Below are 12,721 nucleotides of genomic sequence, written 5' to 3'. Positions count from 1 at the left end.
ACTTCAGTTCTCAGCGGAAAAATCTTTTTATAACTTGATAAATAACCAGGGTGACAATCGAACAGAAATACCCCGCAACCAACAAATAAGGTATGTATGCCAACCATTCAACCATTAGCCTAAGACCAGCCAAGTGGCCACTGACTAAATAAATCACGCCGTACAAAAACCACGGTGCGGCATAAAAGGGTATAAAGATAACCGGAGCCCAACACGCGAGCCGGACAACTTCACGCTCGGTTTTCCGATCAATGACTCGCGATGCCCAAAATGCAAATATGAAATAGGCGCCCACGCCAAACGCCAATATAAACATATGAAGAAACTGCTTCCACCCTCCGATGGGTGTTGCAGGAGGTAATAGAGTATCCACAACAAATAACAGCGGCAATAATATTGCAGGCATCCATACTGCCCACTTGAAATAGCTTGAATAATTCATTTTACAGCAGGCTCGTTTTGGGCATCTGGCAATGACTCTAAGTAGATGTATTTCCATCGTTCGTCGTTCGGATTCAACTTCAAGAAAAAGTCGTTCCACTCCGTTATTGGTCGCATGTCCAAACGGTTTTTGTTCAACTTTTTTCTACGCAGTTCATTACCTAAGTTACCGCTGAAATTACCGCTATCGTCAATCTCCAAGCGAATCGCCGATTCAATCATTGGGTACGCACCCTCACCGGGCAAGGACCAAGCAGCACCGCCTTTTCGAACATGAACACCGAGAAACACTGCCTTGCCAGAGACGTCAGAAATGAACGCCTCGCAGTTTGGAAAACCATCACCTTTAATGTGAGTAGCGATATCAATGTACTTAGAAACGCGGTCGATCGTCAGCGTGATCTTATAGCTGACATCAAGACTCGGAACAAAAGTCTTGCCAGTCAGAGCTTTTGCCAGTTTTGAACCATAAAAAGCATGATTCTCCCCTGCATACTTTCCTTCAATTACTATTGTAGTGACTGCACCTTTCTCTGTTTTAACGGAGGGCGGACCGCCCCCTCTCGGCTTGAGTTCTCCGTCATAACGTACATGCTCACCATCCGCCATACCGGAATCGTTAGACTCAGTTTGAACAAAAAGAACTTCGTTAATAGCCGAGTTAAGAAAAAACTTATGCCAGATTCGCGAAGTTACTTCAGTACCTGCCACCCCTGACAGCCCACTTGGCTTTAAAGAATAACTCCTCGCATCACCTTCAAAGAAAAAGCCAAACAACCCGAAGTTCTTACCCGGATGAAAAGACCGAATATTGATTTCGTAAGTGGCCAGTTTCGCCAATTTTACCGTTACAACTTGCCCCTCATTACTATGAGAAGGTGTTGATGGAGCTTGGGCCAATAAGGCTTGATTAGGCATGAGCCACGCCCCCCGGTGTAATTAGCGAAATTTTGAGCATCTGGGATGACCGCCCTGTGGTAACGCACTTGGTGTGTCCTGTTGCGTCAGTCACACCTTCGTGAATCTCGCCGTTTGCTGTCTCTATTCGATAGCCATAATTTGCAATTGGATTACCTTCATCGTCCCGCAAGACAAAAAAATCGTTGAAGATTCCAGGCATCGGCAACAGCGCCACAAACGGCACCGCCGAATGCGAATTCCCAATAATCACGGTCCCGGACCCCGCCGTGACCTTGTTGCCATGAGTCCCGACGGAATCAACGGTGGCCGCCGGTTTACCGTTAATCAAAACGGTCGTGGCCAACCCGTCCGACATCGCACCACCACACGCCGAGGCATCGCCTTGGCGGGCGGCCGCGAGGCCGTCGAAGAAGACGTCGCCGGATCCGGCGGCGATCGGGTTGGTGCCGTGGCCGGAGACTGGGCAAGCGGTAGGGTCGGTGACGCGTGCTGCGGGTTTGCCGGACATACGAGTCTCCTTAGTTGACCTTGACTTGACCGCTGCCATCCAGGCGCGCGGCGAAACTGACCTGACGCTTGACCCCCTCAACTTCCAGCAGGCCTTCGATGCTGAAGGACAGGCGAAGCTGATCGTGATCACGCGGCAGGGAAATGACACGCACGTTGCTCAGGCGCGGCTCGTAGGCTTCGATAAAATTTTCGATGGCCAGACGGGCCTGACTCAGGGAGTCGTGCAGGCTCAGACGCATGTCATTGAGATCGGGTAGCCCGTAATCGGACAGCGTTTGCACGCTGCCCGCACGGGTGCTGAGCATCTTGGCCAGATGGGCAGCCACGGACGCCATGGCGGAGACCTCGCGGCTCCAGCCGACGCGTTTGTCCGCGTCGCCACCCAGGCGTTCGAAAAGGCTGCCGTATCCAGTCATGAATTAGCTCCGCTTACTCTTTGTCCAGCTTGCCAACCAGCGACAGGGTGAAATCGGCACCCATGTACTTGAAGTGCGGACGCACGTTCAGGCTCACGCGGTACCAGCCAGGCTCGCCTTCAACATCGCTGACGATGATTTGGGCAGCGCGCAGTGGACGACGGCCACGGACTTCGGCGCTTGGGTTTTCCTGGTCGGCCACGTACTGGCGGATCCACTTGTTGAGTTCCAGCTCGAGGTCGGTACGTTCTTTCCACGAACCGAGTTGCTCGCGCTGCAGCACTTTCAAGTAGTGAGCCAGGCGGTTGACGATCATCATGTACGGCAGTTGGGTGCCGAGCTTGTAGTTCAGCTCTGCTGCCTTGCCTTCTGCGCTGATGCCGAAGAACTTCGGCTTCTGCACCGAGCTTGCGGAGAAGAACGCCGCGTTGTCGGAGCCTTTACGCATGGTCAGGGAGATGAAGCCTTCCTCGGCCAATTCGTATTCACGACGGTCGGAAACCAGAACCTCAGTAGGAATCTTGGTTTCGATTTCGCCCATGCTTTCGAAGTGGTGCAACGGCAGGTCTTCAACCGCGCCACCGCTTTGCGGGCCGATGATGTTCGGGCACCAGCGGAATTTGGCGAAGCTATCGGTCAACTTGGTGCCGAACGCGTAGGCGGTGTTGCCCCACAGGTAGTGCTCGTGGCTGTTGGCGACAGTTTCTTTGTACACGAACGATTTGACCGGGTTTTCTTCCGGATCGTACGGGTTACGCAGCAAGAAACGCGGCACGGTCAGGCCAACGTAACGGGAGTCTTCCGACTCACGGAAGCTCTGCCATTTAGCGAATTGCGGGCCTTCGAAGTGATCTTTCAGATCCTTCAGATCCGGCAGGCCGGTGAAGCTTTCCAGGCCGAAGAATTTCGGGCCGGCAGCTGCAATGAACGGTGCGTGGGACATGCAGGCTACGCTGGACACGTACTGCATCAGCTTCACGTCCGGCGAGCTTGGGGACATGTAGTAGTTAGCGATGATCGCGCCAACCGGCTGACCACCGAACTGACCGTATTCAGCGGTGTAGATGTGCTTGTACAGGCCAGCCTGCATCACTTCCGGCGAATCTTCGAAATCGTCCAGCAGGTCTTCTTTCGAGACGTTGAGGATTTCGATCTTGATGTTTTCACGGAAGTTGGTGCGATCGACCAGCAACTGCAGGCCACGCCACGACGATTCCAGCGACTGGAAGTCCGGGTGGTGCAGGATTTCGTCCATCTGACGGCTGAGCTTGGCATCGATCTCGGCGATCATGCGGTCGACCATGGCCTTCTTGACCGGCTCACCGTTGTTCTGCGGCTTGAGCAGCTCTTCGATGAACGCCGACACACCGCGTTTGGCGATGTCGTAGGCTTCGTCGTCCGGCGTCAGGCGGGTTTCGGCGATGATGCTGTCGAGAATGCTGTATTCGCCGCTCTCTTTGCTCTTTTGCTGTGCTGCGCTAGTGCTCATTGTGTTGGCTTCCTTGGCTGATAGAGGACTCAGGCGTCCTGGGCTGCGGCGTTCAAGCCCAGCTCACCCAGTACGCGACCGCGGGATTCGTCGTCGGCGAGAACGCCTTCGATGGCTTTGCGGAACGCAGGCGCGTTACCCAGCGGGCCTTTGAGGGCCACCAGCGCGTCGCGCAGTTCCATCAGTTTTTTCAGCTCAGGCACTTGCTCAACCAGGCTGGCCGGGTTGAAGTCCTTCATCGAGTTGACGCGCAATTGCACGCCCAGCTCTTCAGTGCTGCCTTCTTCCTGAAGACGGTTCGGCACGCTCAGCGTCAGGCTCAGCTCTTGCTTGGCCAGCACTTCGTCAAACGTCATTTTGTCGATGCTGATCGGCTTGCGATCTTCGACTTTGCGTTCGTCCTTGCGGTGGGTGTAGTCACCGATTGCCAGTAGTTTCAACGGCAGTTCGATCTCTTCCTGTGCACCACCGGTGGCAGGTTTGAAGGTGACGTTGATGCGTTCCTTGGGGGCTACCGAGCCTTCTTTGGCCATGGCTTTTCTCCTTGCGGTTGTGGCCCTGGGGCCTATTCGAGTACCACTTCGAGATCGAGGTGGCACAGCCTGCGATAAATCTCTTCCTTGCGTTCACGCACTGCATGGTTCTGCGGTAACAACTCGCAGCAGCTATGCAGCAAATGCAGCACTTCCAGCGCAAGATCGGGCTCCCAGGCGTTCAGGCCTGAGTCCTGTAATGTTTGGTCGAGGGTTTCGAGTTGGGTCCTGGCCAGTTCGTACTTCTTGGCCATGAAGCACAGCCGCGCCAGGGCGAACTGCCAGAAAAATCGCGCCCGCCCGCCTTGGGCGGCTTGCAGGCCCTGCTTGAGGATCTGCACGGCGGCCTTGAGGCCGTCCTTGCGCAAAATCGGCAGGACTTCTTCCAGGGCCACTTCCCAGGCCGGCTGGTTGTCGGCGACTTCAACCTTGCGCGGCGCACTGGCGCTTTGCAGGTGCGGCATGACGTTGGCGCTGACCCAGGCGCGGGTGGCCGGGTCGGCAAACGGCGCGCCGTCATGGAAACGCAATTCGATGATGCCAGGCAGGCGCTGAATCAAAAGCGCGAAGTGGATTTCCACTTCGCGCATTGCCATCTCGGCATTCAGGCCCTGGAGACATTCCCAGACCATTCGCTGGCCATCGAACCAGAACGGCGCCTTCGCCAGGCTCGCCTCCAGTTCCACCAGCAAGTCCGCGTATTTGGCCTGGTCGTAACGGTCCTGATAGGCCTTGAGCTTGTCCGCCGGCAACCCGCGTAAAACGGTGATCTGCTCGGCGTTGCGCTCGGGCACCGCGTCGATGGGCAACCACAGCAGCGTGCGGTTGAGGCGCAGGGCGCGCAGGTCGGTGGCTTTCTGCTTGAGCCACCAGGCGCACAACGGGCGGGCACTTTCCTGCTGGGCGCGCAGGGCCTTGTGGGCTTCTTTCTCGTTGTCGATCGGCGCGCCGGGGGTGAACAACTGCGTCGCCGCCTGCTTGACCTGGGCGACTGCGGCACCGACCACGCCGGGTTCCGGCTGGTTATCGGCGGCGCGCTGCACCATGTTTTTCAAGCGGCGGGAGATCGGCAGCAGCAACGGCGCGTCGTCGCCCAGGTGTTCGGTGCAAGCGGCATCGAGACCTTCAAGGTGCTCCACCAACTGCCGGAACAGCGGTAACTGCTCTTTGATCGCGACGTTTTCAGTCAGCACCTGCTCAAGACGCGGCACCAACCAACTGATGGCAGCGGAGCGGGTGCGAGCCTTGTTCGGGTGAACTTCGGCCCAGTGATTTTCCGACAAGTGGTGCAGCAAACCGAGGCCCGCCAGCAGCCCCTGGAAGGACTCGCGCTGGTACAACGCCCATGTCAGCCAGGCGCCAACCCGCAAATCCTTGGACTGGGTACGCAGCAGATTTTCACTGTTTTCACGGATTTTCAGCCAGTCGATCTGACCGGCTTCATGCATCGATTGGGCTTTGGCGAGCTCGCTTTCCAGGGCCTCATATTCGCTCGAAAAGCGAACATCCTCGCCCGCGAAATTCTCTTTGGAAACAGAGGCTTTTGCGAGTTCAAGGTAATGGGCGGAAAGTTTGCTTGAGTAGGACATCCATGACCTTTAATTAGGATTACAGTCACACGCCAATTGGTGTTCCAACAGCGGCGGACAGTATCAAAGAGCTGTGATGAGTCTCATCCAATTGAGTTCGTGCTCTTTCAAGTGGGCGCATCGTACTCACGATGATGGCCACTAGCAAGCATCCGATTAAACAACAAGACGAACTGTTCTCTGTTTTGCGTAGGAGATATCCCTATATCTGTCAGGGGATCCCTTGCTCTCTGTTTAATATTTCATCTGCCAGCGCCCTGCCCCGTAACCATTGACCTAGAGCGGCTCCTGAAGTCCGGCATAACCCTTGGAGCTTCAGCCCTTGAAGCAGGTGCAAAGCATGACAAGAATAAAAAATGATAAATGTAGGAAATGTCTGAAAGGTTGCACTCATCAATGAACAAAGCGACGAGCGACAACAGCCAATTAAAAAAGTGCCATCGTTCTGATGGCATTTTATATAAAGGCGAATTCACAAAACGAAGGCGAGGACAACTATGGCCATTCACTTTGTTTCCAGAGTGTATTAACCCGTCCCGGGTGTGCTTTATATAGAGAGCAAACGACGCCCATAAAAAATGGGCCTCCGACTTAATCGGCAGGCCCATTTTTCAATACGGTTCTCCCCGTTATTCAGGGAGTTCGCCGCAATTATGGATTAACGCTGTCTTTCAACGACTTGCCTGGCTTGAACGCAACGGTGTTGCTGGCCTTGATTTTTACGGGCTCACCGGTTTGCGGGTTTTTGCCGGTGCGGGCACCGCGGTGACGTTGCAGGAAGGTACCGAAGCCCACCAGCGTGACGCTGTCCTTGCGGTGCAGAGCGCCGGTAATTTCTTCGAGAACAGCGTTGAGAACGCGGTTGGCCTGCTCTTTGGTGAGATCTGCTTTTTCAGCGATTGCAGCGGCGAGTTCTGGTTTACGCATTAGTGAAGCCCCTTTGACGGTTTTTTGTTGTTATGTCCGTGCTGTTCTCGTTGGAACAGCGCCCAAGGCGCCGCAGGTGCTCTACTCTGCGGCAGACGGGAGTGAGGATGGCACGCACGGAAGAGCCGCGCCAGTCTCGGCGCGACGTTTGTAGGGGCAAAAGCGGGGTGATTCCGACAGAACGACCGGTATTTACGCCAGCAGGGCCGGAAGCTCTTTGTTCAAAGCGAGTTTTTCCATCACCGCCGCGCCTGTCAGGGCATAACCGAGCAATTTGCCCGCACCATCACGGCATAGCACCTTGATGTCGGCGCCCTGCCCTTCAACGGTCCAGACGCCCTCAGCGCCCCGTGGTGGTGGCGAAACTACCAACGGGCAGACCGGGGTTTTCACGGTGATCGGCATCGGGCCGTAGCTGACGGCGGTCGGGTTGCCGGCCAACGTTTGGGCCAGCGCTCTCGCACAGTTCATCAGGGGCATCACGTACAACAGATTCAGCCCATCGACCTCGGCGCAGTCGCCCAGGGCGTAGATATTGGCGTGGGAAGTCTTGAGGTGACGATCGACCACCACACCGCGATTGACCTGCACGCCAGCCGCGGCCGCCAGATCGATGCGCGGACGCAGGCCGATAGCCGAGACCACCACATCGCACGGGATGACCTGGCCGTCGGACAGGTGCGCTTCCAGCCCCTCAGCCACCCGTTGCAGGCGATTAAGCACTGGCCCGAGGTGGAAACGCGCGCCGAGGCTTTCCAGCCCGGCCTGGACCGCAGCGGCTGCCGCCGGGTGCAGCAGGGTCGGCATGACCTGTTCGCACGGCGCCACCAGCTGCACTTCGTAACCGCCGAGGATCAGGTCGTTGGCGAACTCGCAACCAATCAGGCCGGCCCCCAGCAGCAACACCCGACGTTTGCCGGCCGCGGCCGCACGAAAGCGTGCGTAGTCTTCCAGATCATTGATTGGGAACACCGCGTCAGCAGCGTCGCCTTCGATTGGCACGCGCACGGTTTCCGCGCCCCAGGCCAGGATCAGATCACGATAGATCACCGATTCCTCGCCGATCCACAGGCGTTTGTGGCCCGGGTCAATGCCGCTGATGCGCGTGTGGGTGCGCACTTCGGCTTTCAACTGCTCGGCCATGGCGCCCGGTTCGGCCATGCTCAGGCCGTCGGCGTCTTTGTTTTTACCGAAGCCGGTGGAGAGCATCGGCTTGGAGTAGGAGCGTCCATCATCTGCGGTAATCAGCAGCAGCGGAGTTTCGCCATCGAGTTTGCGAAACTCCCGGGCCAGGTTGTAGCCCGCCAGGCCGGTACCGACGATCACGACAGGTGCGTTCATTCCTTACTCCTCTTTTTGTCTTAGTTGATTTCGATCATTTCGAAATCCATCTTGCCCACGCCGCAGTCCGGGCACAGCCAATCTGCCGGCACGTCCTGCCACAGAGTCCCCGGCGCAATGCCGTCATCCGGCCAGCCGTCAGCTTCGTTATAGATCAGGCCGCAGACCACACATTGCCACTTTTTCATTCAGTTACTTCCTCAGGATTCAGGCTTTTGCCGGCACGAACGGTCGATGGGTACAGCGCAGCCGTCCGGCTCAGGGGCGTTTTGTACTGATCGAGCCCGGCAGATGCAAGCGTGTTCGGCGCAACGGCGGCCCGGTTCAATCAAAATCGCAGGCTGACATGGTAAGCTCGCCGCCTCATTTGCTGCCAATAATGACTCACTGTGCCGCACTCAAAATCTCCCTGCCCGCCCGCGCCGTGGCTGCTGCAAAGCCAATTGGCGCCCCGCCCCGACGCGTCTACCCTCGACTGGCTGTTCGACGAAGGCTCCCTGACACGGCGCCTGATCCGTTTATCGAATGACGGCTTCAGCGTCACGCCGTTGTTCGAGGGCTGGCAAGCGCTGCGCGCCGACGAATGTGCGGCGCTGGAGCTGGCCGAAGGCAGCGAAGGCTGGGTGCGCGAGGTGTATTTGCGGGGTCATGGCGAGGCGTGGGTGTTCGCCCGCAGCGTTGCATCGCGCAGCGCATTGCAAGGTGACGGCTTGCACATGGACGAATTGGGCAGTCGCTCATTGGGCGAATTGCTGTTTTGCGACCAGGCGTTTCAGCGCCGGGCGATTGAGGTTTGTCACTATCCTCAAGAATGGCTGCCCGCAGAGGTCCGGGCCCCTGAACTGTGGGGCCGGCGCTCGCGTTTCGACCGCGGTGCGCTGAGCGTGCTGGTGGCCGAGATTTTCCTGCCGACCTTGTGGCTCGCCACCCGCGCCCATCCGGAGAACTGCTGATGTACCAGAGCCTGCTCAAGTCCCTGAATCGCCTGAACCCGCGCGCCTGGGACTTCATTCAGTTGACCCGCATGGACAAACCGATCGGTATTTACCTGCTGCTGTGGCCGACCCTTTGGGCGCTATGGATTGCCGGCAAGGGCTCGCCATCATTGGCCAACATCGTGATTTTCGTCCTCGGCGTGGTGCTGACCCGCGCCGGCGGCTGTGTGATCAATGACTGGGCGGATCGCAAAGTCGACGGCTACGTGAAACGCACCGAACAGCGGCCACTGGTGAGCGGCAAGATCAGCTCCAAAGAGGCCCTGATTTTTTTTGCGGTGTTGATGGGCGTGAGTTTTCTGCTGGTGCTTTGCACAAACGCACCGACCGTCTGGCTGTCACTGGGTGGCTTGGCGCTGGCTCTCAGCTACCCCTTTATGAAGCGCTACACCTATTACCCGCAAGTGGTGCTGGGCGCGGCGTTTTCCTGGGGCATGCCGATGGCGTTCACCGCCGAGACCGGTGAATTGCCGGCGGCGGCATGGTTGCTATGGATTGCCAATCTGCTGTGGACCGTGGGTTACGACACGTATTACGCGATGACCGACCGCGATGACGATTTGAAGATCGGGGTGAAGTCGACGGCGATTCTGTTTGGCGACGCGGACCGGGCGATCATTCTGACGTTGCAGGGTCTGGCGCTGGGTTGCCTGTTGCTGGCCGGGTCGAAATTCCAGCTCGGTGGCTGGTTCCACCTCGGTTTGCTGGCGGCGGCGGGCTGTTTTGCCTGGGAGTTCTGGTACACCCGCGGCAAGGATCGGATGCGCTGCTTCAAGGCGTTTTTGCACAACCACTGGGCCGGGCTGGCGATTTTCGTCGGGATTGTGCTGGATTACGCGTTGCGTTGACGCTCGAAAAAGATCGCAGCCTTCGGCAGCGCCTACATAGGATCGTATTTCAATGTAGGCGCTGCCGGAGGCTGCGATCTTTTTAGCAGTTCAAATCAATGTACACAGATCAATGCTTCGGCATGTGCCACATATCTTTGAAGCCTTCGCCCATCTTGTCACCCGGCTTTTTATCCTTCATGAAGGTGTACAGCGGTTTGCCGTCATAAGCCCACTGCATCATGCCGTCATCGCGCTTGATCGGCGCGAATTTGCCTTCGGCCTTGGCGTCTGCAGGGGCCATCATTGGTGGCCACATCTTCATACAATCACCGTTGCACATCGATTTGCCGCCCATGTCCTTGTCGAACGTATAAACCGTCATGCCTTTATGATCGGTCATCATCCCGTCTTTCATCATCACCGGGTCGGCAGCGAACGCCATTGACGGCAAAGCCAGGGCAGCGGCCAACATCAGGGCCTTGAAGGAGAACGTGTATTGAGTCATGGAAACCTTCTCTTGTGGTTGTCAGGATTCGGACTTAGAGCTTAGCCCAGGTTCATGACAATCGCAGAGCGACTAAAATACTGTCACACGACTGCAATAATTCCGTTATCTAATGCGGCGCAAGACAGTTAAATGACAAGAGGATTAAGGCATGGTTGGCAGGAGCATTCTGATCGTCGACGACGAAGCGCCCATTCGCGAAATGATCGCCGTTGCGTTGGAAATGGCCGGCTATGACTGCCTGGAGGCTGAGAACTCCCAACAGGCCCACGCCATCATCGTCGACCGCAAGCCGGACCTGATCCTGCTCGACTGGATGCTGCCCGGCACCTCCGGCATCGAGCTGGCCCGACGCCTCAAGCGCGATGAGCTGACCGGGGACATCCCGATCATCATGCTCACCGCCAAGGGCGAAGAGGACAACAAGATCCAGGGCCTGGAAGTCGGCGCTGACGACTACATCACCAAACCGTTTTCCCCCCGTGAGCTGGTGGCGCGCCTCAAAGCCGTGCTGCGCCGCGCCGGCCCGACCGATGGCGAAGCGCCAATCGAAGTCGGCGGCCTGCTGCTGGACCCGATCAGCCACCGCGTGACCATCGACGGCAAACCCGCCGAGATGGGCCCGACCGAATACCGTTTGCTGCAATTCTTCATGACTCACCAGGAACGCGCCTACACCCGTGGCCAGTTGCTGGATCAGGTCTGGGGCGGCAATGTCTATGTTGAAGAGCGCACCGTCGACGTGCACATCCGGCGCCTGCGCAAAGCCCTCGGCGATGCCTACGAAAATCTGGTACAAACCGTGCGCGGCACCGGCTACCGGTTTTCCACCAAGGCCTGAGCTGACCGCCCGGCTCGCTGACAAGGACGCATGTTTCCGTGAACCAAAACTGGCATGGCACCCTGATTCGCCACATGCTGTTGCTGGTCACCGCCTGCCTGGTGATCGGCTTGATTACCGGCTACTACGGCTGGAGCCTCGCGGCGGGCCTGGGTCTTTACCTGGCCTGGACGCTCAAGCAGCTATCGCGCCTGCACGAATGGCTGCGCCTACATAAACCCGATGAAGCACCGCCCGATGGCTATGGCTTGTGGGGCGAAGTGTTCGACAGCATTTATCACCTGCAACGCCGCGACCAACGAGTGCGCGGGCGCCTGCAAGCGGTGATCGACCGGGTCCAGGAGTCCACCGCCGCGCTCAAAGACGCGGTGATCATGCTCGACAGCGACGGCAACCTGGAATGGTGGAACCGCGCCGCCGAGACCCTGCTCGGCCTCAAGACTCCGCAAGACAGCGGCCAACCGGTGACCAACCTGGTGCGCCATCCGCGCTTCAAGGAATACTTCGAGCAGGACAGCTACGCCGAGCCGCTGGAAATCCCTTCGCCGATTAATGATCGCCTACGCATTCAGCTGTACATCACTCGCTACGGCAACAACGAACACTTAATGCTGGTACGCGACGTCACGCGCATCCATCAGTTGGAGCAGATGCGCAAAGACTTCATCGCCAACGTTTCCCACGAGCTGCGCACGCCGCTGACGGTGATCTGCGGCTATCTGGAAACCCTGCTCGACAACGTCGAGGACGTGAACCCGCGCTGGACCCGCGCCTTGCAGCAGATGCAACAGCAAGGTGGGCGCATGCAGACCTTGCTCAACGACCTGCTGCTACTGGCCAAACTGGAAGCCACCGATTACCCGTCGGACAACCAGCCGGTGCCCATCGACGGCTTGCTGAAATCGATCAAGAGCGATGCTCAACAGTTGTCCGCGCAAAAGAATCAGCGCATCACCCTGGAAGCCGACCCGACGATCCTGCTCAAGGGCAGCGAAGCCGAATTGCGCAGTGCGTTCTCCAACCTGGTGTTCAACGCGGTGAAATACACCCCGGCCGAAGGCAATATCCGCATTCGCTGGTGGGGCGATGAACAAGGCGCGCACCTGAGCGTGCAGGATTCCGGGATCGGTATCGACAGCAAACACCTGCCGCGCCTGACCGAGCGCTTCTACCGCGTCGATTCCAGCCGCAACTCCAACACCGGGGGCACCGGCCTTGGGCTGGCGATCGTCAAACACGTACTGCTGCGCCATCGTGCGCGGATGGAAATCAGCAGCGTGCCGGGGCATGGCAGCACCTTTACCTGCCATTTCGCGCCGGCCCAGGTGACCAAAACCCGGGTTATCAGCGCGGCCGACTAGTACCGGCCAGCACTCGCCACTA

Annotated in this window: 15 protein-coding genes; 4 read left to right on the top strand and 11 right to left on the bottom strand. The window is 57.7% G+C overall.

The features are described 5' to 3' along the window. Nucleotides 1–10: 10 nt before the first annotated feature. The 10 genes from AC1MEW_RS03855 to AC1MEW_RS03810 form a co-directional block, all read right to left on the bottom strand. Nucleotides 11–442, bottom strand: a complete 432-nt coding sequence (locus AC1MEW_RS03855) for a hypothetical protein (protein WP_201255080.1) — start codon at nucleotides 440–442, stop codon at nucleotides 11–13. Beyond that, a complete protein-coding gene (locus tag AC1MEW_RS03850) occupies nucleotides 439–1,359 on the bottom strand; it encodes a hypothetical protein (protein WP_323570264.1) in 921 nt (306 codons plus the stop codon). The genes AC1MEW_RS03855 and AC1MEW_RS03850 overlap by 4 nt, the downstream gene beginning before the upstream one ends. Further along, a complete protein-coding gene (locus AC1MEW_RS03845) occupies nucleotides 1,352–1,870 on the bottom strand; it encodes a PAAR domain-containing protein (protein ID WP_480425450.1) in 519 nt (172 codons plus the stop codon). Before AC1MEW_RS03845 ends, AC1MEW_RS03850 begins: the two co-directional genes overlap by 8 nt. Before the next feature lie 10 nt (nucleotides 1,871–1,880). Beyond that, nucleotides 1,881–2,288: a type VI secretion system baseplate subunit TssE gene (gene tssE, locus AC1MEW_RS03840; protein ID WP_201199052.1), complete on the bottom strand. Its 408-nt coding sequence runs from the start codon at nucleotides 2,286–2,288 to the stop codon at nucleotides 1,881–1,883. A gap of 13 nt (nucleotides 2,289–2,301) precedes the next feature. Continuing rightward, the gene (gene tssC, locus AC1MEW_RS03835) at nucleotides 2,302–3,777 is read right to left on the bottom strand and encodes a type VI secretion system contractile sheath large subunit (RefSeq protein ID WP_201199057.1); all 1,476 of its coding nucleotides are present in this window, start codon (nucleotides 3,775–3,777) and stop codon (nucleotides 2,302–2,304) included. Nucleotides 3,778–3,806: 29 nt separating this feature from the next. Next, nucleotides 3,807–4,310, bottom strand: a complete 504-nt coding sequence (gene tssB, locus AC1MEW_RS03830; RefSeq protein WP_201199063.1) for a type VI secretion system contractile sheath small subunit — start codon at nucleotides 4,308–4,310, stop codon at nucleotides 3,807–3,809. Between the two features lie 32 nt (nucleotides 4,311–4,342). Next, complete coding sequence (gene tssA / locus AC1MEW_RS03825) at nucleotides 4,343–5,899, bottom strand: type VI secretion system protein TssA (RefSeq protein WP_201255077.1); 1,557 nt, start codon at nucleotides 5,897–5,899, stop codon at nucleotides 4,343–4,345. 651 nt (nucleotides 5,900–6,550) lie between these two features. After that, nucleotides 6,551–6,826 carry an HU family DNA-binding protein gene (locus AC1MEW_RS03820; RefSeq protein WP_003213368.1) on the bottom strand — a complete coding sequence of 92 codons (276 nt, stop codon included), beginning with the start codon at nucleotides 6,824–6,826 and terminating at the stop codon, nucleotides 6,551–6,553. 192 nt (nucleotides 6,827–7,018) lie between these two features. Further along, a complete protein-coding gene (locus AC1MEW_RS03815; protein ID WP_480425448.1) occupies nucleotides 7,019–8,167 on the bottom strand; it encodes an NAD(P)/FAD-dependent oxidoreductase in 1,149 nt (382 codons plus the stop codon). Between the two features lie 20 nt (nucleotides 8,168–8,187). After that, on the bottom strand, nucleotides 8,188–8,355 hold the full coding sequence (locus tag AC1MEW_RS03810; RefSeq protein ID WP_103398534.1) for a rubredoxin: 168 nt from the start codon (nucleotides 8,353–8,355) through the stop codon (nucleotides 8,188–8,190). Between the two features lie 201 nt (nucleotides 8,356–8,556). Between AC1MEW_RS03810 and AC1MEW_RS03805 the strand changes: the two genes are divergently transcribed. Further along, a complete protein-coding gene (locus AC1MEW_RS03805) occupies nucleotides 8,557–9,120 on the top strand; it encodes a chorismate lyase (protein WP_201199075.1) in 564 nt (187 codons plus the stop codon). After that, nucleotides 9,120–10,010, top strand: a complete 891-nt coding sequence (gene ubiA / locus AC1MEW_RS03800; RefSeq protein WP_201199076.1) for a 4-hydroxybenzoate octaprenyltransferase — start codon at nucleotides 9,120–9,122, stop codon at nucleotides 10,008–10,010. The genes AC1MEW_RS03805 and ubiA overlap by 1 nt, the downstream gene beginning before the upstream one ends. A gap of 109 nt (nucleotides 10,011–10,119) precedes the next feature. Here ubiA and AC1MEW_RS03795 read toward each other — a convergent pair whose 3' ends face one another. Next, entirely contained in the window at nucleotides 10,120–10,497 is a 378-nt protein-coding gene (locus AC1MEW_RS03795) for a COG4315 family predicted lipoprotein (protein ID WP_201199077.1), read from the bottom strand. Between the two features lie 151 nt (nucleotides 10,498–10,648). Between AC1MEW_RS03795 and phoB the strand changes: the two genes are divergently transcribed. Then, complete coding sequence (gene phoB, locus AC1MEW_RS03790) at nucleotides 10,649–11,338, top strand: phosphate regulon transcriptional regulator PhoB (protein ID WP_007896474.1); 690 nt, start codon at nucleotides 10,649–10,651, stop codon at nucleotides 11,336–11,338. A gap of 74 nt (nucleotides 11,339–11,412) precedes the next feature. Beyond that, nucleotides 11,413–12,699 carry a phosphate regulon sensor histidine kinase PhoR gene (gene phoR / locus AC1MEW_RS03785; RefSeq protein ID WP_207200056.1) on the top strand — a complete coding sequence of 429 codons (1,287 nt, stop codon included), beginning with the start codon at nucleotides 11,413–11,415 and terminating at the stop codon, nucleotides 12,697–12,699. The last annotated feature ends 22 nt before the right edge of the window (nucleotides 12,700–12,721 follow it).

It is taken from the genome of Pseudomonas sp. ASL4 (assembly GCF_056680395.1).
The sequence above is the reverse complement of the archived record's forward strand: the minus strand, read 5'-3'. Positions and strand labels throughout refer to the sequence as shown.